The 24630-nt window shown below is 70.9% G+C and carries 18 protein-coding genes and 2 pseudogenes; 8 read left to right on the top strand and 12 right to left on the bottom strand.

The window, feature by feature from the left end; translation table 11 throughout:
• Window positions 1–3 precede the first annotated feature (3 nt).
• Genes ABZV77_RS32470 through ABZV77_RS32485 form a run of 4 tightly spaced genes read right to left on the bottom strand, consistent with a single transcriptional unit; the run spans window position 4 to window position 2963 of the window.
• A complete protein-coding gene (locus tag ABZV77_RS32470; protein WP_356264684.1) occupies window positions 4–795 on the bottom strand; it encodes an STM4013/SEN3800 family hydrolase in 792 nt (263 codons plus the stop codon).
• On the bottom strand, window positions 792–1301 hold the full coding sequence (locus ABZV77_RS32475; protein ID WP_356264687.1) for a hypothetical protein: 510 nt from the start codon (window positions 1299–1301) through the stop codon (window positions 792–794). The genes ABZV77_RS32470 and ABZV77_RS32475 overlap by 4 nt, the downstream gene beginning before the upstream one ends.
• The gene (locus ABZV77_RS32480; protein ID WP_356264690.1) at window positions 1294–1938 is read right to left on the bottom strand and encodes a thymidylate kinase; all 645 of its coding nucleotides are present in this window, start codon (window positions 1936–1938) and stop codon (window positions 1294–1296) included. The genes ABZV77_RS32475 and ABZV77_RS32480 overlap by 8 nt, the downstream gene beginning before the upstream one ends.
• The gene (locus ABZV77_RS32485) at window positions 1935–2963 is read right to left on the bottom strand and encodes a radical SAM protein (RefSeq protein WP_356264693.1); all 1029 of its coding nucleotides are present in this window, start codon (window positions 2961–2963) and stop codon (window positions 1935–1937) included. The genes ABZV77_RS32480 and ABZV77_RS32485 overlap by 4 nt, the downstream gene beginning before the upstream one ends.
• A gap of 205 nt (window positions 2964–3168) precedes the next feature.
• On the opposite strand from ABZV77_RS32485, the gene ABZV77_RS32490 reads away from it, so the two are divergent.
• Complete coding sequence (locus ABZV77_RS32490; protein ID WP_356264696.1) at window positions 3169–4524, top strand: helix-turn-helix transcriptional regulator; 1356 nt, start codon at window positions 3169–3171, stop codon at window positions 4522–4524.
• A gap of 1 nt (window position 4525) precedes the next feature.
• Window positions 4526–5344, top strand: a complete 819-nt coding sequence (locus ABZV77_RS32495) for a class I SAM-dependent methyltransferase (protein ID WP_356264698.1) — start codon at window positions 4526–4528, stop codon at window positions 5342–5344.
• Here ABZV77_RS32495 and ABZV77_RS32500 read toward each other — a convergent pair.
• Window positions 5307–6818: pseudogene (locus tag ABZV77_RS32500) on the bottom strand (PLP-dependent aminotransferase family protein); the annotation flags it as partial. The gene ABZV77_RS32495 and the pseudogene ABZV77_RS32500 overlap by 38 nt on opposite strands.
• Before the next feature lie 78 nt (window positions 6819–6896).
• Between ABZV77_RS32500 and ABZV77_RS32505 the strand changes: the two are divergent.
• The 3 genes and pseudogenes from ABZV77_RS32505 to ABZV77_RS32515 form a co-directional block, all read left to right on the top strand.
• A complete protein-coding gene (locus ABZV77_RS32505; protein ID WP_356264700.1) occupies window positions 6897–7496 on the top strand; it encodes a LysE family translocator in 600 nt (199 codons plus the stop codon).
• A gap of 116 nt (window positions 7497–7612) precedes the next feature.
• Window positions 7613–8545 (top strand): bifunctional helix-turn-helix transcriptional regulator/GNAT family N-acetyltransferase, encoded by a 933-nt coding sequence (locus ABZV77_RS32510; RefSeq protein WP_356265179.1) that lies wholly within the window; start codon window positions 7613–7615, stop codon window positions 8543–8545.
• Window positions 8546–8600: 55 nt separating this feature from the next.
• Window positions 8601–9281: pseudogene (locus ABZV77_RS32515) on the top strand (sugar phosphate isomerase/epimerase family protein); the annotation flags it as partial.
• On the opposite strand, the gene ABZV77_RS32520 reads toward ABZV77_RS32515, so the two are convergent.
• Entirely contained in the window at window positions 9268–10272 is a 1005-nt protein-coding gene (locus tag ABZV77_RS32520) for an EamA family transporter (RefSeq protein WP_356264703.1), read from the bottom strand. The pseudogene ABZV77_RS32515 and the gene ABZV77_RS32520 overlap by 14 nt on opposite strands.
• Before the next feature lie 90 nt (window positions 10273–10362).
• Between ABZV77_RS32520 and ABZV77_RS32525 the strand changes: the two genes are divergently transcribed.
• From ABZV77_RS32525 to ABZV77_RS32535, 3 genes are all read left to right on the top strand, one after another.
• Window positions 10363–11259: a LysR family transcriptional regulator gene (locus ABZV77_RS32525; protein WP_356265182.1), complete on the top strand. Its 897-nt coding sequence runs from the start codon at window positions 10363–10365 to the stop codon at window positions 11257–11259.
• Window positions 11260–12212: 953 nt separating this feature from the next.
• Entirely contained in the window at window positions 12213–14057 is a 1845-nt protein-coding gene (locus ABZV77_RS32530; RefSeq protein ID WP_356265185.1) for a glycoside hydrolase family 3 protein, read from the top strand.
• 113 nt (window positions 14058–14170) lie between these two features.
• Window positions 14171–14833, top strand: coding sequence for a hypothetical protein (locus ABZV77_RS32535; protein WP_356264705.1), 663 nt, complete (start codon window positions 14171–14173; stop codon window positions 14831–14833).
• A gap of 97 nt (window positions 14834–14930) precedes the next feature.
• On the opposite strand, the gene ABZV77_RS32540 is transcribed toward ABZV77_RS32535, so the two are convergent.
• The 6 genes from ABZV77_RS32540 to speB all read right to left on the bottom strand — a co-directional run bounded on the left by ABZV77_RS32540 (window position 14931) and on the right by speB (window position 24603).
• The gene (locus tag ABZV77_RS32540; RefSeq protein ID WP_356264708.1) at window positions 14931–16415 is read right to left on the bottom strand and encodes an aminopeptidase; all 1485 of its coding nucleotides are present in this window, start codon (window positions 16413–16415) and stop codon (window positions 14931–14933) included.
• Between the two features lie 102 nt (window positions 16416–16517).
• Entirely contained in the window at window positions 16518–16925 is a 408-nt protein-coding gene (locus ABZV77_RS32545) for a hypothetical protein (RefSeq protein WP_356264710.1), read from the bottom strand.
• 100 nt (window positions 16926–17025) lie between these two features.
• Window positions 17026–20763, bottom strand: a complete 3738-nt coding sequence (locus tag ABZV77_RS32550; protein ID WP_356264713.1) for an ABC transporter ATP-binding protein — start codon at window positions 20761–20763, stop codon at window positions 17026–17028.
• 81 nt (window positions 20764–20844) lie between these two features.
• On the bottom strand, window positions 20845–21783 hold the full coding sequence (locus ABZV77_RS32555; protein ID WP_356264716.1) for a serine hydrolase: 939 nt from the start codon (window positions 21781–21783) through the stop codon (window positions 20845–20847).
• 151 nt (window positions 21784–21934) lie between these two features.
• Entirely contained in the window at window positions 21935–23623 is a 1689-nt protein-coding gene (locus ABZV77_RS32560; RefSeq protein WP_356264719.1) for a thiamine pyrophosphate-binding protein, read from the bottom strand.
• Window positions 23620–24603 carry an agmatinase gene (speB, locus tag ABZV77_RS32565; protein WP_356264722.1) on the bottom strand — a complete coding sequence of 328 codons (984 nt, stop codon included), beginning with the start codon at window positions 24601–24603 and terminating at the stop codon, window positions 23620–23622. The genes ABZV77_RS32560 and speB overlap by 4 nt, the downstream gene beginning before the upstream one ends.
• Between the last annotated feature and the right edge of the window lie 27 nt (window positions 24604–24630).

The raw sequence follows: 24630 nt of genomic DNA on the forward strand, positions 1-24630 counted from the left end.
TCATCAGTGGACCACGGCTGCGAACGGCACGTTCATTACAACGGGGTGGGCAATCCCCCTGCCGTGGAACCCGTCCTCGCCGAAGGCATCGCCGTGATCCGCACACATGATGATCAGCCAGCGCCGCTTCATGGTCAGGGTGGTGATCAGGCGGCCGAGGTGTTCGTCGGCGTAGCCGAGGGCAGCTCGCTGGGACTGCGCGCTATCACTGCTGTCACCGAGATAGTGCCCGTGGGGGACGTGCGTGGCCGAGACATTGATGAACAGGAACAGTGGCCGGCCTTCGTGCATGTCGGCGATCTCCAGGGCCTGGTCGATCTGGTGACGAGTGGAGTCCGGTTCCGGGGAGCAGAACTCGGGCCGCCAGTGGTCTTCGTCGAACATGTCAGGGAGGACCGAGCCAAGTGGGGTCTGGCGAGAGAAGTACGTGACGCCACCGACGCACACGGTGCGGTATCCGTGCTGGCCCAGGCCGACGAGGAGGTTGGGAGCGTCGAAGACGAACGTCTGGAGTGGAACGGATTTGAAGGCCGGTGGGCGGCATTCCCACAGGCGAGCGGGCTGGTCCGGCTGGGGCCGCTTGGGCAGGAACCCGGAGAAGAACGCCATATGCGCGGGGAGGGTGAAGCTGCCAGGGGTGTGCCGCTGCTCCCAGCCTCCTGCGGGGAGCACACCGGCCAAGTGCGGCGTCAGTGCGTCGTCGTATGCGGAGCGGGCCACGTCGTAGCGCAAGGAATCCAAGGTGATGAACAGGATGCCCGTGCCGGTACGGATGATGTTGACTGCGTCGATCATTCTTCGCCTCCTTCCCCGGTCGGCTGCCGGACGTACCGCTCGACCCGGCCTTTGGCCGCGGCATTGACGGGGATGGGGACGCGATTTTCGGCGATCATGCGGCGGATCGCTGCCAGCCCGGTGCCCTCGGTGAGCGACTGGCCCTCCGCGTCGTACAGGGCGATATGGACGACCTCGGCGTCTCCTTCGTCAGTGGTGGTGACCAGGGCGCCGGGCACAGAGCCCAGCGCCTCCATCGCGGTCAGCAGACCGGCCTCGGTGGCGACTCGAAGGTCCGCCACCGTGCAAGCGAAATGCCGGGCGTTCACCGCACCCCGGCACAGGCGCCGGTGGAATGCCGCGCTGGTGGTGTTCCCGCCGTGAGCGACCACGACGCGGTCCGCTTTGAGGGCGACGACGAAGCAGGCCCCCACCCACCACGCGACGCCCTCATGGATCTCGCCGGGGTACCGGCCAATCGCACCACCCTCCCGGATCACGGCATCGGGGTCGATGGGGTTAAGCACGGTGGCTCTCCAAGTGGGCGAGGATCTGGTCGGCGAGCACGTCGGGGGTCTTGCCGTCGGTTTCGATCACTACGGCTGTGGAATCGACAGCAGCCACCATCTGGAAGTTGGCCAGCAGCCGCTTGAGGCGACCGGGTACGGCGAACAACTCGGCGTCGTCTGAGGTGAGCTGGTCCTGGCCCTTCTTGAGAGCCATGCGTTGCCGCAGTACCGGCTCGGAGCACTCGAGGTAGAAGGTGTGATCCGGCGGCGTCAGATAGGGGCGAAACGGTTCCAGTAACCGTGTCGCCTCGTTCGTCTCGATGCCGTGGACGGCACTGTGGCAGGCGATCACCGAGGAGGCGTACCGGTCGGCGATCACCGGGCCGATCGTCAAGCTCTGGCGAATACGGTCCGAAGCGTGCAGAAGGCCGGAGAGGTAGAAGGCAAACTGCGGCAGGGCCCGTAGCTGGCTGTTCACCTCCGGAGACCAACTGGAATGTGGCGGGGCCAGGGTGTGGATGCCGGTGGCCCCCAGCCGCCGGATCAGCACACGGGCGAGCGTTGACTTTCCGATCCCGGAGACGCCTTCGAGGACGATCAGGGGCTCTGGGAGCCCATCGTGTTCGATGGGCTGATAGGCGTCTGCCAGGTTCACAGGGTCCCCTCGGTGAATGACGCGATATGCCCGGCAACGGCTTCGGCAAGACGGGAGGGATCGTCCAAGAACGGTTTGAGGTCCAGGCGGAGGTCGTTGCGGAGCAGACACGGCTGGAGACCGCCGTCATGATCGACGCGCAGGGCCCAGAACCCTTCGACGCACTTGGTCCGCAGGGGGCAGGGGCCGCACTGGCCGACGTGGTAACGGCCGAGGTTGCGGTGGATGACGTCGATCTCCACCCCGTCGACGCGGAACACCCGGCGGCCCTGTCCGACCCCTGCGACCTCGATGTGTTCGTCGTTGGTGAGGCTGCGCAGGTGGCTGACGATGGAGTCGGCCGGTACGGCGGAGGCGGACCGGCTCTCGTTGAAGTCCGTGCCGACCAACTCGATGAACTGCACGGGCAATCGACGGTTCAGTGCGAAGTCCAGGATGTGCTGGATCTCGTGGGCGTTCTCCCGGAGCAGAAGGCAGTTCAACTCGACGCGCTCAAAGATCTCCCGGGCCACATCGATGCCGCCGAGCACGGTGGTGATCCCGGTGCGGGTCCCTGCGATGGCTTGCAAGGACTCGTCGGAGAAGTAGTGCAGCGAGACCTTCACCTTGTCCAACGGCGTCTTCGCCAGCCAGTTCCGGTGCGCACGGACGCGGGTTCCGTTGGTGATCAAGGTGTAGGAGGCATCAGGGCCTGAGGGCCGGAGCTGTTCCAGGACGGGCCGGGCCAAGGGCGAGGTGAGTGGTTCGCCGCCGGTGAAGTACACCCGCTTCAGCCCGGCGTCCATGAGCGAGTTGATGATCCTGAGGTAGTGCTCAGGGCAGAGCGATCGCTCGCGTGGCTGACGGGCGCGGTCGAGCCTTGCCAGTGGCGGCGGGACGTCGCCCTCGTTGTGGCAGAACCAGCAGGCGATGTTGCAGTGCGGGGTGAGGGACACGCGCAACTGCCCGCGTAGCGCGGCAAAGTTGTGCAGGGCAGTCCAGCCGACACCGGCTTCAGCTGCTGGGACGACAGCGGCAAACTTCATGGGGTATCTCCCTGGTGGGGGTGGGAGCCAGCCTTGTCCGCCACCCGCAGCAAGGTGCCTGTACAGGAGGTGCCTTGAACCGAGCGACGGATTCCAGTCAATGGCTCGACCCGAGGGCCAGGAGACTCCATCGGGTGACCCCAAGACGGAGTCAGGGCGTGAGCACTGGCTCTAACCTGAAGCCCGCGGCCAGGGAAGGCTCCAGATGGACCAGCAGGCGCAGGAGATTCGCGAGATCGTCGCGAAGATCCTCGGCGATGAACGGTTGCGCAGAGCGTGCGCCGAACGGGATGCGGGCGCGCTGTTCCGGCTCCTCAACCACCGCGGCATCAGCACTCGCCGTCTCGCCGCAGCCGTGGACATCAGCCAGGGACGGCTCTACGACTACATGAACGGCAAAAGCCGGGTCGAAAAGCTCGCGATCTTCGAGCAGATCGCGGACGCCTTCCACATCCCCGGCCACCTCCTGGGTCTTGCCCGCCGGGACTGGGAACCACAGATCGTCGGCCCGTACCAGTCAGACGGCACGGCTGCCCAGCGCCGCGATTCTCTGGCGGCCGACGCGGCACACTCTGCGAAGTTCGCCCGCCACATCGCCGCACGGAACGCGGACGCCACCATGGTCGAACAACTCGAACACGATGTGGCCCGCCTGGCGCGTCAGTTCGTCAGCCACCCCCTCTCGGAGGTGTTCAGCGAGATCCGGGAGCTGCGCGAGGACACTTTCGTTCTGCTGCGAGGACGACAGTTCCCCAGACAAACAACGGACTTGTACGTGATCGCGGGGCGACTGTGCGGGCTGTCCGCCCATATGTGCCTGGACGCCGGAGACTACGCCTCGGCCACCACACACGCACGTACCGTCTGGGCTTGCGCGGAAGCAGCAGGACACAACGAACTGCGCGCCTGGGTGCGATCCGTGGAATCACTGATCGCCTTCTGGGACGACAGCCCGATACAGGCCGCGCGGCTGGCCGAAGACGGCAAGCAGTATCTGAACCCCGGCGGAAGCCTCGGCGTACGGCTTGCCAGCCTGGAGGCCAGAGCACTCGCCGTTGCCGGAGACAGAGCAGGGGCCATTGAGTCGCTGAACGAAGCCGAGCGCGTTCGCGAAGGGGTAGAAGACGGTACCGAAGCCCCGGGCATCTTCAGTTTCCCGGTCGCCAAGCAGTTCGCGTACGCGGGTACGACCCGTCTCGCCATGGGAGGACAGCGCAACGTACGCCTGGCGATCAAATGCGCCCGGACTGCCGTTGACCTCTACCAGAGCTCCGCCGGTGACGACCAGTCGACCGGTGACCTGCTCGCCGCCCATCTCGACATCGGCCGCGGGCACATGCTCATGGGCGAACTCGACGCCACAGAATCCGTGTTGAGTTTCGTACTCGACAGGCCACCGGGCCGACTCTCCGCCAGCATCATCACGCGACTGGGAGCTCTGGTGCGTGAGTTACGGACCGCGCAGTACCGTGGCTCGCCGCAGATCACCCGGCTGTGTGAGCGCATCAAGAACACCGCCACACACGCGGCGCTCCCCGCCGCCGACCTTCGGAGCCGCTGACGTGACTGACTCCTCCGCCACGCACGACGCCGCCGTCACCGACCGCACCATCCTGACCGGGAGCGCGTACTCCACCGAGCACGACCTGGCCGCACGCCAGTCGCTCTACCAATGGCAGACCCCGCGCTACGACCTCCCCGGTCTCGTCGTCCAGCAGCTTGAGCACACCCGTGGAACCGTCGCGGACATCGGGTGCGGCAACGGCAAGTTCATCAACCGGGTCCGGCAGGAGCGCCCCGATCTCAGGCTGCTCGGACTCGACGTCTCCCTCGGCATCCTGAGCGGCGTACCTGGCCCCGTTGCGGTCGCCGATGCCGCCGGTCTCCCGCTCCGGTCCGCAAGCATTGACGCATCGCTGGCGCTCCACATGCTGTACCACGTCGAGGACATCCCCGCAGCGGTGGACGAGTTGTCCCGCGTCACGGCCGAGGGCGGCGTCGTCATCGCCTCGACCAACAGCAACCGTGACAAGGCAGAGCTCGATCGTCTCTGGGAACGAGCGGCAGGCGACGTACTCGGCATCGAGAAGGGCCCGTCCCGGATCTCGCTCAGCGCCCGGTTCTCACTGGAGAAAGCGCCGACGCTGCTCGGCGAGGCGTTCAGCAGGATCGAGACCATCGAACTGCCCGGCACCATCGTCGTGAGCGAACCCGGACCTGTGATCGCCCACATGGCCTCCTACCGGGCGTGGGCACATCAGCACGATGTGCCGTTCGAGGAGACCATCGAACGGGCGCGAGGAATTCTCCAAGCACATATCGATCGACATGGAACCTTCGCGATCACCTGTCTGGGCGGATTGCTGATCTGTTCGCGTTGAGCACCAACCGCCCCAGCACCCCCACCCCCTCGGCGATCTCCGCGGTGCCGCTCGCCGCGTAGCCGAGGACCAGGCCCGGTGGGTGCGGGAGTTGGGTGTGCCAGGAGAGGGGGTGCACCTTGATGCCCTCGGCGAGGGCGGCGGTCGCGAGGGCCGTGTCGGAACCCTCGTACGCCTCCGGCCCGAGGGTGATCATCAGATGCAGTCCGGCGGCGGCGCCGTGCACGACCGCGCCCGGGAGCCGCGTCCGGATCGCCTCGATCATGGCGTCCCTGCGCCTTCGGTGGTGCTTGCGGATCAGGCGGAGGTGGCGCTCCAGGTCGCCGGAGTCCATGAGGCGGGCCAGGACCAGTTGGGGCAGTGCCGCGGTGCCGAGGTCGGTGAGGCGTCGGGCGTCGACGAGCGCGTCCCGGTAGGCGGGCGGGGCGAGCAGCCAGCCCAGGCGCAGGGCGGGCGCGAGGAGCTTGGAGACGCTGCCCGCGTAGCAGACGTGGTCGGGGAGCAGCGCGCGCAGGGCGGGGACCGCGGGCCGGTCGTAGCGGTGTTCGGCGTCGTAGTCGTCCTCGATGACGAGGCCGCCGTCGCGGGCCCAGTCCATCAGCTCGCGGCGCCGTTCGCCGCCGAGGACGACCCCGGTGGGGAACTGGTGGGCGGGGGTGAGCAGGACGGCGGGGGCGCCGGTGGCGCGCAGTGCGTCGACGCGGATGCCGTGGGCGTCGACCGGGACGGGCGGTGTGCCGAGCGGCCGCAGGTGCTGGCGCACGCCGAGTGATCCCGGCTCCTCGACGGCCACGGCGGAGATCCCGTCGGCGTGCAGGACGTCGACGAGGAGCCGCAGCGCCTGGGCCGTACCGTTCACGATCATCACGTCGGCCGGGTCGGCGCGGATTCCGCGGTTCCGGGAGAGCCAGCGCACGACGGCGTCGCGCAGCGCCCGGGTGCCGCGCGGGTCCCCGTAGCCGAAGTCGGAAGGGGTGAGCCCGGCGAGCACGGAGCGCTCGGCACGGAGCCAGGCCGCGCGCGGGAAGGCGGCGAGGTCGGGCAGTCCCGGCGACAGGTCGATGCGGGCGGGCGCGGCGCGGATGGCGTCGAAGACGCCGGGCCCGGGAGGGGCGGTGAAGATGTCCCCGGGCCCCGCACCGGCCCCCGCACCGGCCCCCGGGGACAAGGCAGTCGGCGCATCCCCGGACGAGCCCGCCGCATGCGGTACGGCCACGACGACCGTTCCGCCGCGCCCGCGCCCCGCGACGTGCCCGTCCTCGGTGAGCCGCCGGTAGGCCTCGGTGACGACGCCGCGGGAGACGCGCAGGTCACCGGCGAGGGTGCGGGTGGCGGGGAGCGTGCTGTCGACGGGGAGGCGCCCGTCGGCGATGGCGCTCCTGATCTCCCGCGCCAGCCAGTCGGAGAGCCCGCCCCTGGGGGCGTCACCGGTGTCGAGCTGGAGGAAGTCGGAGACCCCGCAGCCGTCCCTCATGAAGCCCTCCTTATGGACCTATGGAGAGGAGATCCAATGGACCTGTTCATTGAGCCATTGTGGCGCGAGGGTCGGGGCATGGAATTCCTCCTCACCTCCCTGGTCGTCTGCGTGACACCGGGCACCGGCGTCCTGTTCACGATCGCGGCGGGCCTCTCGCGCGGCACCCGCGCCGCGGTGACCGCGGCCGTCGGCTGCACGCTGGGCGTCGTCCCGCACATGGTGGCCGCGATCACCGGTCTCGCGGCGCTCCTGAACACCAGCGCCGTCGCCTTCCAGACGCTCAAGTACCTCGGTGTGGCCTACTTGTTGTACATGGCGTGGAGCACCTGGCGGGACAAGAGCGAGCTCACCGCCGAGCGGGAGAGCGAGCCGCGTTCGGCGGGCCGCACGATCCTGACGGGCGTACTGATCAACATCCTCAACCCGAAGCTGACGCTGTTCTTCTTCGCGTTCCTGCCGCAGTTCGTGGACACGGACGAGCCCTACGCCTTCCTGCGCATGACGGAGCTGAGCGCCTACTTCATGCTGATCACGTTCGTGGTCTTCGTGGCGTACGGCCGGTTCGCCGCGGCCATGCGCCACCACGTCATCTCGCGCCCGCGCGTGGTGAGTTGGATGCGCCGCACGTTCGCGGTGGCGTTCGCGGCGCTGGGGACGCGCCTGGCGTTCCTCTGAGAGCGGGCGTACCTTTGACTCAGTCAAAGGTAACCCCGGAGTGATGCGCCATGACGACCGCGAAACCGCACCCGCACCCGCACCCGCACCCGCACCCGCACACCCCCATCCACGAGATGCGCGCCTTCAACCGCTTCTACACGAACCTGATCGGCGCGCTCGACTACAGCCGTCATCTGCACGTCCCGTACACGCTCACCGAGTCCCGCGTCCTGTACGAGCTGGCGCACGCGCCCCACACCGACGCGGCCGACCTCCGGGCCGAACTCTCCCTGGACGCGGGCTATCTGAGCCGTCTCCTCGCCAAGTTCGAGCGCGACGAGCTGGTCGAGCGCGCGCCGTCCACGGCCGATCCGCGGCGGCAGCGCATCACGCTCACCGCGCGCGGGCGCGACGCCGCCGAGCTGCTCGACGAGCGGTCGCGGGAGTCGGTCGGCTCGCTGCTCACCGAGGTGCCCGCCGCCGACCGGGCCCGGCTCGCGTCGGCGATGCGCACGGTGCGGGAGATCCTCGAGGACGGCCGGGGGCAGGGGCGCCCGCGCGAGCGCCGCGACGACGTGACGCTCCGGGAGCCAGGTCCGGGCGACCTTGGTTGGATCGTGCAGCGCAACGCCGCCGTGTACGCGGCCGAGTTCGGCTGGAACACGGAGTACGAGGGCCTCGTCGCCCGTATCGTCGCCGACTTCGCCCAGGACCACGACCCGCATCTGGAACGCGTGTGGATCGCCGAGTTCGACGGACGGCCCGTGGGATGCGTGATGTGCGTACGGGACGAGGCGCCCGGCACCGCACGGCTGCGCCTGCTGCTCGTCGAGCCCGCGGCGCGGGGCCTCGGCATCGGGGACCGACTGGTCGCGGCCTGCGTGGAGTTCGCGAAGGGCGTGGGCTACCGCGAGCTGACGCTGTGGACCAATGACGTACTGGAGTCGGCCCGCGGCATCTACCAGCGCCACGGCTTCGTCCTCGTCGCGGAGAAGCCGCACCGTTCCTTCGGCGCCGACCTCGTCGGACAGGACTGGCTGCTTCCGCTGCACGAGCGGCCCGTGTGAGCCCCGCGGCCGCGGCGGGGTTGACCACGCCCGCACGCCGCCTACTGTCGGGACCATGAAATTCGCCTTCTCCACGCTCGGCGTGCCCGGCCTGCCCGTCCCCGACGTGCTGCGGCTCGCCACGGCCCACGGCTACCACGGTGTCGAGCTCCGCGCGCACCCCGAGGAGCCGGTCCACCCGGGGCTCGGGCTGATCGAACGGGCCGATGTGGCGGCCGAGTTCAAGGAATCCGGCGTCGAGATCCTCGGCATCGCCGGGTACGCGCACGTGGCGGCGCCCGGCGACGACGAGCCCGTGCTCGACGAGATACGTTCCCTCGTCGCGCTCGCCCGCGACCTGGGCGCCCCCTTCGTCCGGGTCTTCCCCGGCGGCGGCACCGAACAGAGCGCGGAGGAGGCCGACGCGACGGCCGCGAGGCGGCTCGGCACCGCCGCCCGGCACGCCGCGGACGCCGGTGTGCGCATCCTCCTGGAGACCCACGACTCGCACCGCACCGGCGCCGACGCCACCCGCGTCCTCGGCACCGTCGGGCACCGCCAGGTCGGCGCCCTGTGGGACCTGATGCACACCTGGCTCGGCGGCGAGTCCGTCCCCGACACCTTCGCCGCGCTCTCCCCGTACCTCGGCTACGTACAGGTGAAGGACATCGCGTCGGCGGACGACACGACACCGCTGGCCCTCGGCGCCGGGGTCCTGCCGATCGAGGAGTGCGTGGCGCGGCTCAGCGCGGAGAACTGGGAGGGGTGGCTGTGCTGGGAGTACGAGAAGCGCTGGTACGAGGATGCGGCGCCGCTTCCGGAACTGCTGGGCCCCGGCCGTGAACTCCTGTCACGCCTGGTGACCCGCTCCTCCTGACCAGGCGCGCACCCACTCCCACGCCTCCCAAGGAGGCCAGCGCGACCCCGCCCACCAGCAGCGCCGCCGCGCACCACCGCAGCCCGCTCACCGACTCGCCGAGGGCCAGGGCGGCCGACGACATCCCGAAGACGGGGACGAGCAGCGAGAAGGGGGCGACCGTCGACGCGGGGTGGCGGCGCAGCAGGTATCCCCAGGCGCCGAAGCCGAAGACCGTCGTGACCCAGGCGACGTAGACGATGATGCCCGCGCCCTGCCAGTCGAGGGAGCGCAGGGCGGCGAGGTCCCGGGACGGTCCCTCGAAGAGCAGGGAGAGCGCGAGCAGCGGCAGCACCGGGACCGTACTCACCCACACCATGAAGTTCAGGGAGTCGGGCGGGGAGGCCTTGCGGGTGAGGACGTTGGAGACGCCCCAGCAGGCGGCGGCGCCCATCAGCAGCGCGAAGGCGGTGAGCGGTCCCGTCCCGCCCTCGTCGACGGCGGCGACCGCGATCCCGCCGAGGGCGATCACCATGCCCGCCACCCGTACGCGGCCGGGCCGCTCGCCCAGCGCCAGGAAGGCGAAGACCCCGGTGAAGACGGCCTGGACCTGCAGCACGAGCGACGAAAGCCCGGCAGGCATCCCGGCATCCATCCCGATGAAGAGCAGCCCGAACTTGGCCACCCCGAGCACGAGCCCCACCCCGACGATCCACTTCCAGGCCACCTTCGGGCGCCCCACGAAGAAGACGGCGGGGAGCGCCGCGACGAGGAAGCGCAGGGCGGAGAAGAGCAGCGGCGGGAAGTGGTCGAGCCCCACTTCGATGACGACGAAGTTGACGCCCCATACGGCGGCAACGAGAACAGCCAGACAGACATGTGCAGGTCGCATGCGTCGAGGATCACCCGACCCGAACATGTAGCACCAGCGCGGATCTCTGCATGGTTGAATGAAGCAACGCTAATGAATGCGAGGGCATCCGTGCTCGATCTCGCCCGGCTCCGCGCCCTGCACGCCGTTTCCGTGCACGGCACCGTGGGCGCGGCCGCCACCGCCCTCGGCTATACGCCGTCCGCGGTCTCCCAGCAGATCGCCAAGCTGGAACGGGAGACGCGCACGACGCTCCTCGAACGCCGGGGCAGAGGGGTCGCACTCACCGAGGAGGCGCTCCACCTCGCCGCTACGGCGCGGGAGTTGATGGCCATCGTCGAACGCGCCGAGACCGAACTCGAAGAGCGGCGCGGGGTGCCTGCGGGGCGCCTGACCATCGCCGCGTTCGCGTCGGCGGCGCGGGGGTTGCTGCCCTCGGTCCTGGCGGACCTGGCCCGCCGCCACCCGGCGCTCGACACCCGCATGACGGAGATCGACCCGCACCTGTCGATCGACCTCGTGGCCAAGGGGGCGGTCGACCTGGCCGTCGCCCACGACTGGGACATCGCGCCGATTCCGACGCCGCCGGGGGTCGAGCAGGCGGTCATCGGCGACGACCTCTGCGACCTCGTCGTCCCTCATGACCACCGGCTCGCGGGGCGGGCGGCGGTCCGCCGCGAGGAGCTGAAGACCGAGCGCTGGATCACTCAACCTCCCGGTCTTGTCTGCCACGAGTGGCTGATCCGGACGCTCCGCGAGGCGGGGTGCGAGCCCGACATCGCCCATCAGGCCGAGGAGAACCCCACGTTGGTCGCGCTCGTCGCGGCGGGGCTCGGGGTCGCCCTCATCCCCCGCCTGGGCCGCGGCCCCATCCCCTCGGGCGCGGTCCCGGTCCCCCTCACCCCGGTCCCGGTCCGCCGCCTCTACGCCCTGTGGCGCACGGGCGCCTCCCGCCGCCCCGCCATCGCCGAAACGGTCCGCACCCTCCAGTCCCACTGGACCCCCTGACCCACACGCCGCGCCGTCCGGCGGGGGCAGCCCCCTCAACCCCGCCGCTCCGCGGCGGATGTTCCCCACCCACCCACCCGTTTGCCCTGCGACGTCCAGCGGGGGTAGGGGCCGGGGCTGTCCCCTCGCGCCAGGGTAGGGCGGGGGTGGGGGGGTGGGGGGGACCTCAGCGACCCAAGGGGGGTGGGGAAACCCCGCAGCGGCCAGGGCAAGTGGGTGGGTGGGCGGGCGGGAGACCACCGTGACCGCCCAGGGGAGCGGGGCCGGGGAGGCCCGTCCGCCCCCACCGGGCCGCAGCCGCGTACGAGACGGGAGGGGCCGTGGGGGTATGTGCGCACGGAGCACCGAGCACACCCTGACAGACAGAAGCTCATCAGGCGCGGCGCAGGGATAGCGAGTACGTACATACCCCCACGGCCCCGCACCCACCCACGGGCCGCAGGCGCAAGCGAGACGCGAGGGGGCGTGGGGGTATGTGCGCACGGAGCACCGAGCCGACTCTGGCGGCCAGATGGTCTTCACGCGGGGCGTAGGGATAGCGAGTACGTACATGCACCCGCGGCCCCGCACCCACAAGTAGACAGCAGGCGCCCCGCCCGGCCCACGCCTACCAACTTGCCTGATTCCGCGGGGAATCGGGAACCCGTCAGACCCCCCACCCGTCCAACCCGCACACTGCCGGTGAGTCTCCGCAGGGCGGTGTCGGCATCGCTGCTGGCTGCGAACGCTGACCACCCTCTCCGCCGCCTGCGGCCGGCAGCTCGCCGTCACCGGTGCGCCCCCCTCCAAACAGCACCGGTGACGGCACCCGCAGGCAGCCACACCCCCACCTCCCTTGACCGGCAGAAATCTTCGGGATATCCGTTGCTCCTGAAAGTAATCTCCAGCCGCAGGAGCCTCCCTTGTCCCACCCCGACGGCCACGACCACAGGCTCCGCGCCCTCATCGGCACCATGTCCCTGGAGGACAAGGTCGGCCAGCTCTTCGTGATGCACGTGTACGGGCACACCGCCACCGACCCCGACCAGGCGGACATCGACACCAACCTCCGGGAACTCGGCGTGCGCGACGCCGCCGAGCTCATCGACCGCTACCGCCTCGGCGGCGTCATCTACTTCGGCTGGGCCCACAACACCCGCACCCCGCACCAGATCGCCGAACTCTCCGAGGGCATCCAGAAGGCCGCCCCCACCCTCCCCGTACTGATCTCCGTAGACCAGGAGCACGGCGCCGTCGCCCGCATCGGCGCCCCCGCCACCCTCCTCCCCGGCGCCATGGCCCTCGGCGCCTCCGGCTCGCACGAGCACGCCCGCGAGGCCGCCCGGATCGCCGGCGCCGAGCTCCGCGCCCTCGGCATCCGCCAGGACCACGCCCCGGACGCCGACGTGAACGTCGACCCCGCCAACCCGGTCATCGGCATCCGCTCCTTCGGCGCCGACCCCGACGCCGTGGCCGGATTCGTGACCGCGCAGATCGAGGGCTATCAGAGCGCGGGCATCGCGACGGCGGCCAAGCACTTCCCCGGCCACGGTGACACGACGGACGACAGCCACACCGAGCTGCCGCACATCCACCACACCCGCGAGGAGTGGGACCGCTACGACGCGCCCCCCTTCCGCGCCGCGATCGCCGCGGGCGTCGACTCCGTCATGACCGCGCACATCGTGGTGCCCGCCCTCGACCCCTCCGGCGACCCCGCCACGCTCTCCCACCCGATCCTCACCGGCATCCTCCGCGAAGAGCTCGGCTACGACGGCGTGATCTCCACCGACTCGCTCGCGATGCGCGGCGTCCGCACGAAGTACGGCGACGACCGCGTGGCCGTACTCGCGCTCAAGGCGGGCGCCGACCAGCTCCTCAACCCGCCACGCCCCGACGTCGCGTGGCACGCGGTGATCGAGGCGGTCGAGAAGGGCGAGCTGACGGAGGAACGCATCGACGAATCGGTCCTCCGCGTGCTGCGCATGAAGGCACGGGTAGGCCTCATGGACGCCTTCCTGGACACACCCCAGGCCGAAACCGAACCCACCCCCACCCCTACCCCCACGCCCACCTCCGTCGACGCCACCGTAGGCACCCCCGCCCACCTGGTCGCAGCCGACGCCATCGCCGACGCCACCACGACCCTCCTGGTCAACACCGACGGGCTCCTCCCCCTCTCCCCCGCCACCCGCCCCCGCGTCCTCGTGGTCGGCGCGGACCCCCGTTCGCCGTCCGGCACCACGGGCCCGCCGACCACGGTCCTCGCGGGCGCCCTCAACAGCCTCGGCTTCCAGGCCGTGGCCCTGCCCACCGGAACCGCCCCCGACGAGGCGGCGATCGAGAAGGCGGTGGCGGCCGCGCAGGGGCAGGACGCGGTCCTCGTGGCGACGTACAACATCACCACGCACACCACCACGAAGGACAACACCCAGGCGGCGAACACCACCCTGGACGAGGCCCCGCAAGCCCGCGCCCACCAAGCCCGCACCCACCAAGCCCGCGCCCACCAGGCGACGGACCCGAACGAGGAAACCCAGAACGGCCCCGAGGCCGGGCAGGTCGCCCTCGTCGCCGCCCTCAAAGCCACCGGCCTCCCCGTCATCACCCTCGCGATCCGCAACCCCTACGACGTGGCGCACCAGCCCCCCGTCGACGCCGCCCTCGCCTCGTACTGCTGGACCGACGTGGAACTGCGCGCCGCCGCACGGGTGATCGCGGGCCGGACCGCGCCGCAGGGGCGGCTGCCCGTGCCGGTGCGCCGGGCGGACGACCCGGCTCAGGTGCTGTACCCGATCGGGCATGGCCTGACGTACTGACACGTACGCCGCATCACTCGCGCACCACCCCCAAGAGACCCAAAGCCCCCCGCGCGCCTGGCGTGCGCCCGCTCCGGCAGGTCACGCTGGGTGCACGTATCGGGGGGATGGCCATGATTGCCTGCACCACGGGGCGGCCGCGTGCGGCCGCGGGGGCGGTCTGCGCTCTGCTGCTCGCCGCCGCGGCGGCGGTATTGACGGGCTGTCAGAATTCGCCCGGTCCCGAAGACTCCCCCTCAGGGAGCAGCGGCGACCCGAGCCCCACCGCCTCCAACCCCTCCGGCCACGGCGCCGCCTTCCTCGCCATGGACGAGTGCAGTTCGCGGGGGCGCGCGTCGTTCACGGAGGTGCCGTGCACGAGCGAGCGGGCCGCGGCGCGGGTCACTGCGCGCTACGACGGGACGGCGGCACAGGGACCCGTCTGCCCGGCGCGCACGGACTTCGTGCTGCACATCAGCGAGAGCAGGCCCGCGGTCGACGAGGACGGCGACGGCGAGGTCCCGCAGGGGTACGCCTGCATGCGGAACCTGGAGGCCCCGCACCCCGGCGACCCGGGCCGCGGCGGCGGTCCGCGGACGATCGTCGGCGACTGTGTGTACGGCGCGGGGCGGGGCGAGGTGCGGGAGACGGCGTGCGACGGCTCCGGGAAGCGGCGCCCGGAGTACCGGGTGTCGTCGGCGGTGCGGGACCGGGCGGCGTGTCCCGCCACCACGCAGCTCTACGTCACGGTGGGCGGCAAGCGCCCGGTCGGGTGCGCGGTACGGGTGACGGAATGACACGGGGGCGCCGAAGGACCGACCGGCCCTCCAGCGCCCCCACACGCCTGGCACATCACTGCCAAATCCAATTCACCGCAGAGTCAGAGTTGCCGCCTCACGGCCGCAGCGTCTGCTCCTTGCGCACGTCCCGCCGGTCCAGCTTCTTGTCGTACGCGGCCAGCGGCTTGCCCGAGGACGAGGACACCCCGGCCCACGCCTGGATCCGCTGCGTCGCCTTCGCCTTGTCGGCCGCGACGAGCTGCGCCACGTTCGCGCCGTGGTTGGCGCCGGGCGCCGTGAAGACGTACGAGTCGTGCTTGGCGCCCCGGGCGGGCTTGAACTGCTCGGCGCCCCACGGGTCGTACTCGCCGTACACGTACATCATGTTGTGCGCGTTGTGCTTCACCCAACGGTCGACGTCCCGCATGGAGTTCGGCTTGAACTTCATCGGGATGTCGCGCGGCACGAAGTTCCGCGGCGGCTGGTAGCCGTAGCGGCTGAGGTCGCCGAGCCAGGGCTGCCCGATGTTGGGCGAGCCGAGTTCGGTGCCCGCCTGGTAGTAGTACGGCGTGTAGGGCTCCAGGCCCTGGTCGGTGTAGGAGGACCAGCCGCCCACCGAGTCGACGTAGTCGAAGAGCGCCTGGTCGGTCGCGGTGGCCGCGTCCGGGATCGTCCCGCAGGCGGTGGCGGCGGGCTGGTACTGCCAGAAGCCCCACACGAGGTCCATGACGACGGCTTCGAAGGCCTTGTCCAGCGTGCCGACGGTCTTGAAGGTGTAGCCCTCCGCCTCGGCGTAGGCCGCGAGCTTCGCCGACAGCGGTTCCCTGCGCACCAGCGCCTCGCGCTGCACGTCCTGGATCCTGGTGCGGCACTCCTTCGGCCCGACCCCGGCGAGGAACTTGTCGTACGCCGAGTCCTCCTTGTCGACCACGTCGTTGGGCGCCACGTAGGCGACGACGCCGTCCATGTCACGCGGGTAGAAGCGCTCGTAGTACGTGGCGGTCATGCCGCCCTTCGAGCCGCCGGTGGCCAGCCACTTCTTGCCGTAGATCGGCTTCAGCGCCTTGTGGATGCGGTGCTGGTCGCTGGCGGCCTGCCAGATGTCGAGCTTGGACCAGTCGGCGGGCTGGGGGCGCGAGGGCGTGAAGTAGCGGTACTCCATGGAGATCTGGTTGCCGTCGACGATCTGCGTCGGCTCACGGCGGCTGGGGGCCGTGGAGACGCTGTAGCCGCTGGTGTAGTAGACCGTCGGGCGGTTGGTGTCCTTGTGCAGCACGGTCAGGCGCTGCTTGAAGGTGCCCTTGGACGGGTGCCGGTGGTCCACCGGCTGGGTGTAGTTGAGGACGAAGAAGCGGTAACCGGGGTACGGCTTCTCCTCGATCAGGCTCATGCCGGGTATGGCGAGCAGCCTGTCCTTGATATCGGTGTTATCGGTGTTATCGGTTTTCTCGGTGCTGTTCCTGTTACCGGTGTCGCTCGCCTTAGCGATGTCCGTCCTGCCCGGTTCCGCGGCTGTCGCCGCCCCGGTCGTCGCTCCGGCCGCGCCCACCGTGCCTATCAGCACCACGAGCGACAGCACCCATCTGAGCGTTTTCCGCATGCACCCTCCCCTGTCGACACAGCAATGCCCCGGAACCTAACGGAGCAACTGGGTCCACACCAGGGGGAGTTATCGGGACATCCTGCGGTCACATGCCGGACTTCAGCAGAGAATCCAGCCCGAACTGACCCCGCGCCCGTCGATCTTTCCCTTCACCCACACGCAGCGGTGGCCCGCGTGGACCGTCACCGGGCCCGCGCGGTGGGTGTAGTGGCCCTTGTCGCGCGCGGGACGGCCGCCGCGGGCCTTGACGCTGACGGACATCGTCTTGCGGGCGCCGGTGTGCTTGGCGACGGCCACGGCACAGACGTAGCCGCGGGACTTGAAGACGTCGACGCGGCCGGTGCTGAAGGGGAGGGCGCGCACCTTGCGGCCCGCGCAGAGGCCGTCGACGGCCTCCGCGGATGCGGTGCCGGGGCCCGCGAGGGAGAGGAGCACGGCGGCGGCGAGCACGGCGGTGCCGAGCGTCAGCCGCCGTCGTATCCGACCACTGCCGCACCCACTGGTCACGATTGCCCCTCCCGCAACTCCTGCCTCAACGTTCTGAGGTACGGACGCACCCTACGGCCCCTGCGGTTGCGGGATCCCGGCCCCTTTTTTCACCGCTCGTTCAGGCGGCTTCGACCGGCTCCCCCACGAACGTCCGCCACAGTCGCGCATACCGTCCGTCCAGCGCGAGGAGCTCCTCGTGCGTGCCGTCCTCGGCGACCCGGCCGTGGTCCATCACGACGACGCGGTCGGCGCGGGCGGCCGTGGTGAGGCGGTGGGCGACGACCAGTGTGGTGCGCTTGCCCGCGATGCGGTCGGTGGCCTGGTTGACCTGCGCCTCCGTGGCGAGGTCGAGCGCGGCCGTGGCCTCGTCGAGGAGCAGGATGTCGGGGTCGACCAGTTCGGCGCGGGCCAGCGCGATCAGCTGGCGCTGTCCTGCGGAGAGGTTGCGGCCGCGCTCGCTCACCTCGTGGAGGTAGCCGCCGTCCAGGGTGGCGATCATGTCGTGCGCGCCGACCGCGCGGGCGGCGGCCTCGACCTGGGCGTCGGTGGCGTCGGGGCGGCCGTAGGCGATGGCGTCGCGGACCGTGCCCGCGAAGAGGTACGCCTCCTGCGGCACGACACCGAGGCGGTGGCGGTACGAGGTGAGGTCGAGGGAGCGCAGGTCCGTGCCGTCGACCGTGACCCGGCCGCCCGTGGGGTCGTAGAAGCGGGCGACGAGCTTCACCAGCGTCGACTTGCCCGCGCCGGTCTCGCCGACGAAGGCGACGGTCTGTCCGGCGGGGATCCGCAGGCGTACGTCGCTGAGCGCGTCCTCGGGAGCGCCCTCGCCGGTGGCCGCGTACGCGAAGTCCACGTCCTCGAAGGCGATCTCGCCGCGCAGCGAGAGCACCTCCATGGGCTCGTCGGCGGCCTTCGTCGACGTCGGCTCCTGGAGCAGCTCCTGGATGCGGCCGAGCGAGACGGTCGCCTGCTGGTAGCCGTCGAAGACCTGGGAGAGCTGCTGCACGGGGGCGAAGAACAGGTCGATGTAGAGGAGGTACGCGACGAGCGCGCCGGTCGTCAGCGTGCCCGCCTCGACCCGGCCCGCGCCCACGATCAGCACGGCGACGACGGCGACGGAGGACAGGAGCTGCACGAACGGGAAGTACACGGAGATCAGCCACTGGCCGCGGATGCGGGCCTGGCGGTAGCTGTCGCTGTTCTCGGCGAACCGTTCGACGCCCGCGCGCTCGCGCCGGAAGGCCTGCACGATGCGGAGCCCGGCGACGGACTCCTGGAGGTCGGCGTTGACCACGGAGACGCGCTCGCGGGCCAGTTCGTACGCCTTCACGCTGGACTTGCGGAAGAAGTACGTGCCGACGACGAGCAGCGGCAGCGTCGCGAAGACGACGAGCGCGAGCTCCACGTCGATGACGAGCAGGGCGACCATGATGCCGAAGAAGGTGACGACGGAGACGAACGCGGTGACGAGTCCGGTCTGCAGGAACGTGGAGAGCGCGTCCACGTCGGTCGTCATCCGGGTCATGATGCGCCCGGTCAGCTCCCGCTCGTAGTAGTCGAGCCCGAGCCGCTGGAGCTGCGAGAAGATCTTCAGCCGGAGCGAGTACAGGACCCGCTCCCCGGTGCGTCCGGTCATCCGCGTCTCGCCGGTCTGCGCCGCCCACTGCACGACGACGGCGACGAGCGCGATGCCGGAGGCCGCCCAGACGGCGCCGAGCGCGAGCTCGCTGACGCCGTCGTCGATGCCGTGCCGGATCAGGACGGGCAGCAGCAGCCCCATGCCCGCGTCGACGGCGACGAGCAGCAGGCTGAACAGCAGCGGCACGCCGAATCCGGCGAGCAGCCTGCGCAGTCCGTACGACTCCTCGGGCGTGACGGCCCGTGCCTCGTCGATGCCGGGGGTGTCGTTGGCCGGGGGCAGCGCGTCGACCTGGGCGAGGAGCTCAGGGGTGGACGGCATCCCGGAGAGCGCCGGGTCCTTGGCGCTCTTGGCGTCCCGGTCGCCGGTCCACAGGGCGGGCGTGATGCCGCGCTCCGCGTCGAACTCGGCGTCGAGCTCCTCGCGTACGGAGGTGTCCTCGGGCAGGTCGGCGGGGAGTGCGTGGCCCGGGGAGACGCCGCCCAGCTCGTCGGGGTCGGTGAGCAGCCGCCGGTAGAGGGCGGAGCGCTCCTCCAGCTCCTCGTGCGTGCCGAGGTCGGCGAGGCGTCCTTCGTCGAGGACGGCGATGCGGTCGGCGAGGCCGAGGGTGGAGCGGCGGTGGGCGATGAGGAGGGTGGTCCGGCCCGCCATCACGCCCCGCAGCGCCTCGTGGATCTCGTGCTCCACGCGCGCGTCGACCGCGGAGGTCGCGTCGTCCAGGACGAGGAGGCGGGGGTCGGTGAGGATGGCGCGGGCGAGCGCGATGCGCTGGCGCTGGCCGCCGGAGAGGGTCAGGCCCTGCTCGCCGACCTTGGTGTCGTACCCCTCGGGCAGCTCGGATATGAATCCGTCGGCCTGGGCGGCGCGCGCGGCGGCCTCGATCTCCTCGCGGGTGGCCTCGGGGTGGCCGTAGGCGATGTTGGCGCCGACGGTGTCGGAGAAGAGGAAGGAGTCCTCGGGGACGAGCCCGATGGCGGAGCGCAGGGAGTCGAGGGTCAGCTCGCGCACGTCGTGGCCGCCGATGAGGACGGCGCCGTGCGTCACGTCGTAGAAGCGCGGCATGAGCAGCGAGACGGTCGACTTGCCGCTGCCGGAGGAGCCGACGACGGCGAGGGTCTCGCCGGGGCGGATCTCGAAGGAGAGCCCGTCGAGGACCGGGCGGGTGTCGTCGTACGCGAAGCTCACGTCGTCGAACTCGACCGTCGCCGGGGCGTCGGCGGGCAGCTCCTTGCGGCCGTCCGTCATGCTCGGCTCGGTGTCGATCAGTTCGAGGACGCGCTCCACGCCCGCGCGGGCCTGCTGGCCGACGGTGAGGACCATGGCGAGCATGCGCACGGGTCCGACGAGCTGGGCGAGGTAGGTGGAGAAGGCGACGAAGGTGCCGAGCGTGATCTCGCCCTTGACCGCGAGCCAGCCGCCGACGGCCAGCATGGCGACCTGGCCGAGCATGGGGACGGCCTGCAGGGCCGGGGTGTAGCGGGAGTTCAGGCGGACGGTCCGCAGCCGCCCGGCGAAGAGCTTGCGCCCGACCTCCCGGAGCTTCCCGGTCTCCTGCTCCTCCTGTCCGAAGCCCTTCACCACGCGTACGCCGCTGACGGCGCCGTCGACCACTCCGGCGACGGCGGCGGCCTGGGCCTGCGCGTACCAGGTGGCGGGGTGCAGGCGGGAGCGGGAGCGGCGGGCGATGACCCAGAGGGCGGGGGCGACGGCGAGCGCGACGAGGGTGAGCGGCAGCGAGAGCCACGCCATGATCACGAGCGAGATCACGAAGAGCAGGATGTTGCCGATGGTCATCGGCAGCATGAAGAGCAGACCCTGGATGAGCTGCAGGTCGCTGGTGGCGCGCCCGACGACCTGTCCGGTGGACAGCTCGTCCTGGCGCCGCCCGTCGAGCCTCGTGATCGTGCCGTACATCTCGGTCCGCAGGTCGTGCTGGACGTCGAGGGCGAGGCGGCCGCCGTAGTAGCGGCGGATGTAGGTGAGGACGTAGACGACGAGGGCGGCGCCGATCAGGGCGCCCGCCCAGGGGCCCATGGAGCGGCCGCCGCCCTCCCCGTCCTGTCCGATGACGTCATCGATGATCACCTTGGTGATCAGCGGCACGAGGGCCATGACGGCCATGCCCCCGAGCGAGGAGCCGAGCGCGAGCACGACGTCCTTCGGGTACCGCCATGCGTACCCGGTCAGCCGTTTCGCCCAGCCCCGTTGCTCCGCCACGTGTTGCCTCCCGTCGACCTGACCTGCCGAGAGGCCCAACACGGCGGGACGCGGATTTCATCCCGCCGCAATAAACTGGGGTCAGGCGCCGGGCGCTGCCACGAACGCCTCGCGAGGCGCGTCCGTAGGGGCGTACCTGTTCGCCGAGGAAGCACGGGGCGCGAGATCCTTGTGGATGGCCTTGGCCACCCCCTGGATCGTGGCGACGCCGTAGTTCATCGTGCTGTTGCCGTGGCTGAGCACGGAGATCGTGTAGTCGTGGCCGCCGCCCTTGAACGCGCCGATGCTGTGCACGCGCCAGCCGTGGGTCGCGCGCTGCAGCCAGCCGTTCTTGACGTGGATGGAGACGCCGGACGGCGTGCCCGCGGGGGTGCCCCAGCGCTGCGAGGGGGTGACCTTGCCCATGAGCTTGAGGACGTAGGTGCGGGAGGCGTCGGTGAGGACGGTGTTCTTGCCGGTGACCAGGGCGAGGAGCTTCTGCTCGTCGGTGACGTTGATCCTGGTGAGGCCCCAGTAGCCGCCGGAGCCCGGCACGGTCTTCGTCATCTTGGCGGCCCGGAGGAAGCCCTTGACCTTGGTGACGCCGAGCTGGCGCCACAGGGTGCTGGTGGCCGCGTTGTCGGACTTGGTGATCATGTCGGTGGCGAGGCTCTTCTCGCGGGACGTCAGCGACCGGCCGGTCTTCTGGGCGTCCCACAGGAGCGTGGCGAGGACGGTCGCCTTGACGACGCTCGCCGAGTCGAACGCGGTGCTCCCGCGCAGGGTGCACGTGGTGCCGGTCGTGCGGTCGTGGAGGCCGACCGCGACGGTGCCCTTGCGGTTCTTCAGCGCCGCCGTGATGTCCTTCGTCAGCTTGGCGGCAAGACCGGCCTGCGCGGAGGTGCAGGTGACCTGCGGTGCCGTCGCAGCGACGGCGGGCGTGGCGGCCGCGGCCGCGCCGAGCGGCAGGAGCACCCCGGCGGCGAGTCCCGCCGAGAGCACGCGGGCACGCCTGGATATCCCCGATACCGGGTGAGTCATGGAATTTTCCCGTCCCCTTGGGTCCGTACAAGACCCTCGGGGCCCGTACAAGCGCGCCCCCCGGCGCACTCGTCACACATGACTCACCGGTACCGGTGAATGGTTGCATGAACTTGTACGACAATCTGTGCCGATCGCCCGAGAAGGCCGGTCAGCCCAGATGCGTCGGCGCGAACATCCGCAGCAGCGCCGGGAGCACCACGACCGACGGACCCGGCTCGGCCAGCGCCTTCGCCAGGTCGTCCCGGAGCGTCTCCGGGGTCGTCCGGACCCCCGGCACCCCGAAGGACTCCGCGAGGGCCACGAAGTCCGGCCGCGTGAGCTCCGTGGCCGTCGCCTCGCCGAAGGCGTCGGACATGTACTCGCGCAGGATGCCGTAGCCGCCGTCGTCGACGATCAGCCAGGTCACGTTCAACCCGTACTGCCGCGCCGTCGCAAGCTCCGCGATCGAGTACATCGCGCCACCGTCGCCCGAGACGGCGAGGACCGGGTGGGAGGGGTCCGCGACCGCCGCGCCGAGCGCCGCGGGGAAGCCGTAGCCGAGGCCGCCCGCGCCCTGCGCCGAGTGCATGGTGTTGGGGCGCCGCGCGTCGAAGGCCGACCAGGCCCAGTACGCGAGGATCGTCATGTCCCAGAAGGACGGTGCCGCGTCCGGCAGGGCCTCGCGGACGGCGGCGAGGATCTGCTGCTCCAGGGTGAGGTCCTGGGCGTCGATGCGTTCGCGGACCTTCGTGAGGACAGCGGCGACCCGCGCCGGGGCCTCGGCGTCCTCGCGGGGCTCCTCGATGGTCTCCAGGAGCGCCGAAAGCGCGGTCCGCGCGTCCGCGTGGATGCCGAGTCCGGGGTGGTTGGACTCCAGCTTCCCGGCGTCCGCCTCGATCTGGATCACCCGGCCGCGGGGCGCGAACGTGTGGTAGTTCGAGGAGAGCTCACCGAGGCCGGAGCCGACCACCAGCAGGACGTCCGCGTCCTCCAGGAAGTCCGTGGTGTGACGGTCCTCCAGCCAGGACTGGAGCGAGAGCGGGTGCTCCCAGGGGAAGGCGCCCTTGCCCCCGAAGGTCGTGACGACCGGGGCGTTCACGAGCTCGGCGAGCGCGCGCAGCTTGCCGCTCGCGTCGGAGCGCACGACGCCGCCGCCCGCGATGATCGCGGGCCGCTCCGCGCGCGCCAGCAGGTCGGCGGCGACCGCGGTCAGCTCGGGGCGCGGCACGACGTCCTCGGGCGTCGCGTCCATCGCGGTGACGACCGGCAGGGTCGTCGTGGCGAGCAGCACGTCCTGCGGGATCTCCACCCACACCGGGCCGTGCGGCGCGGTGAGCGCCGACTCCCAGGCCGCGGCGACGGCGGACGGGATCTGCGAGGCCGTACGGACCGTGTGGACGGACTTGACCACGTCGCGGAACGAGGCCTGCTGGTCGCGGAGTTCGTGCAGATAGCCGTGGCGGCCGCCGCCGAGCCCGGCCACCGGGACCTGGCTGCCGATCGCGAGGACCGGGGATGAGCCCGCGGCCGCCTCCTGGAGCGCGGCGAGCGAGGTGAGCGCGCCGGGCCCGGTGGAAAGCAGCAGCGGGGCGACCTCGCCGGTGACGCGGCCGTACGCGTCCGCGGCGAACCCCGTGTTGTTCTCGACGCGGAATCCGACGTACGAGAGCGAGGAGCGCCGCAGCGCGTCGAACATGCCGAGCGCGTGCTGGCCGGGCAGGCCGAAGACGGTGGTCGCGCCGAGGCCCGCGAGGGTCTCCATGACGAGGTCGCCGCCGTTGCGCCCGGCGGGCGGGTTCAGGGCGGCCTCGGTCTGGGCGGCGGTGGGCCGCAGGACTACGTCGTGGTCGTGGCTCACCGCTCGCTCACCGTCCCGCGGGCCGCCGCGATCTGGCGGGACATGATGGTGGTCAGTTCGTACGCCGTGTGGGAGGCCGCCACCGCGGTGATCTCCGCGTGGTCGTAGGCCGGGGCGACCTCGACGACGTCCGCCGAGACGAGGTTGCAGGAGGCCAGGCCCCGCAGGATCTCCAGGAGCTCGCGGGAGGTCATGCCACCGGCCTCGGGGGTGCCGGTGCCGGGCGCGTGGGCCGGGTCGAGGCAGTCGATGTCGATGGAGATGTAGAGCGGGCGGTCGCCGATGCGCTGGCGCAGCTGGTCGGCGACCTCGTCGGCGCCGCGGCGGTAGACGTCCGCGGAGGTGACGATGCCGAAGCCCATCTTCTCGTCGTCGGTGAGGTCCTTCTTGCCGTACAGCGGGCCGCGCGTGCCGACGTGCGAGAGCGCCTCGGTGTCGAGGATGCCCTCCTCCACGGCCCGGCGGAACGGCGTGCCGTGGGTGTACTCGGCGCCGAAGTAGGTGTCCCAGGTGTCCAGGTGCGCGTCGAAGTGGAGCAGGGCGACCGGGCCGTGCTTCTTGGCGACCGAGCGGAGCAGCGGCAGCGCGATGGTGTGGTCGCCGCCGAGGGTCATCATGCGGGCGCCCGAGCCGAGGAGGTCGTCGGCGGCGGCCTCGATGGTCTCCACGGCCTCGTTGATGTTGAACGGGTTGGCCGCTATGTCACCGGCGTCCGCGACCTGCGCGAGCGCGAAGGGCGAGGCGTCCTGCGCCGGGTTGTAGGGGCGCAGGAGGCGGGAGGCCTCGCGGATCGCATTGCCGCCGAAGCGGGCGCCGGGACGGTACGAGACGCCGGAGTCGAAGGGCACGCCGACCACCGCGACATCCGTCCTGCCGCCGACCTCGTCGAGGCGGGGCAGCCGGGCGTACGTCGCCGGGCCCGCGTACCGCGGGATGCGGGAGGAGTCGACGGGGCCGCGGGGCGTCTCGTTGCTGCTCATGGATTGCCTTCCTATTTACGCTTCGAT

Origin of the sequence: Streptomyces sp. NPDC004732, from assembly GCF_040609235.1 — a bacterium.
Taxonomy (GTDB): domain Bacteria; phylum Actinomycetota; class Actinomycetes; order Streptomycetales; family Streptomycetaceae; genus Streptomyces.

Excerpts from the sequence above, each read along its gene's own strand:
- ABZV77_RS32535 (WP_356264705.1), top strand. The coding sequence starts at position 14,171 with ATGATTGCCTGCACCACGGGGCGGCCGCGTGCGGCCGCGGGGGCGGTC.
- ABZV77_RS32505 (WP_356264700.1), top strand. The coding sequence starts at position 6,897 with ATGGAATTCCTCCTCACCTCCCTGGTCGTCTGCGTGACACCGGGCACC.
- ABZV77_RS32510 (WP_356265179.1), top strand. The coding sequence starts at position 7,613 with ATGCGCGCCTTCAACCGCTTCTACACGAACCTGATCGGCGCGCTCGAC.
- ABZV77_RS32520 (WP_356264703.1), bottom strand. The coding sequence starts at position 10,272 with ATGCGACCTGCACATGTCTGTCTGGCTGTTCTCGTTGCCGCCGTATGG.
- ABZV77_RS32555 (WP_356264716.1), bottom strand. The coding sequence starts at position 21,783 with ATGACTCACCCGGTATCGGGGATATCCAGGCGTGCCCGCGTGCTCTCG.
- ABZV77_RS32485 (WP_356264693.1), bottom strand. The coding sequence starts at position 2,963 with ATGAAGTTTGCCGCTGTCGTCCCAGCAGCTGAAGCCGGTGTCGGCTGG.
- ABZV77_RS32530 (WP_356265185.1), top strand. The coding sequence starts at position 12,213 with ATGTCCCTGGAGGACAAGGTCGGCCAGCTCTTCGTGATGCACGTGTAC.
- ABZV77_RS32490 (WP_356264696.1), top strand. The coding sequence starts at position 3,169 with ATGGACCAGCAGGCGCAGGAGATTCGCGAGATCGTCGCGAAGATCCTC.
- ABZV77_RS32540 (WP_356264708.1), bottom strand. The coding sequence starts at position 16,415 with ATGCGGAAAACGCTCAGATGGGTGCTGTCGCTCGTGGTGCTGATAGGC.
- speB (WP_356264722.1), bottom strand. The coding sequence starts at position 24,603 with ATGAGCAGCAACGAGACGCCCCGCGGCCCCGTCGACTCCTCCCGCATC.
- ABZV77_RS32470 (WP_356264684.1), bottom strand. The coding sequence starts at position 795 with ATGATCGACGCAGTCAACATCATCCGTACCGGCACGGGCATCCTGTTC.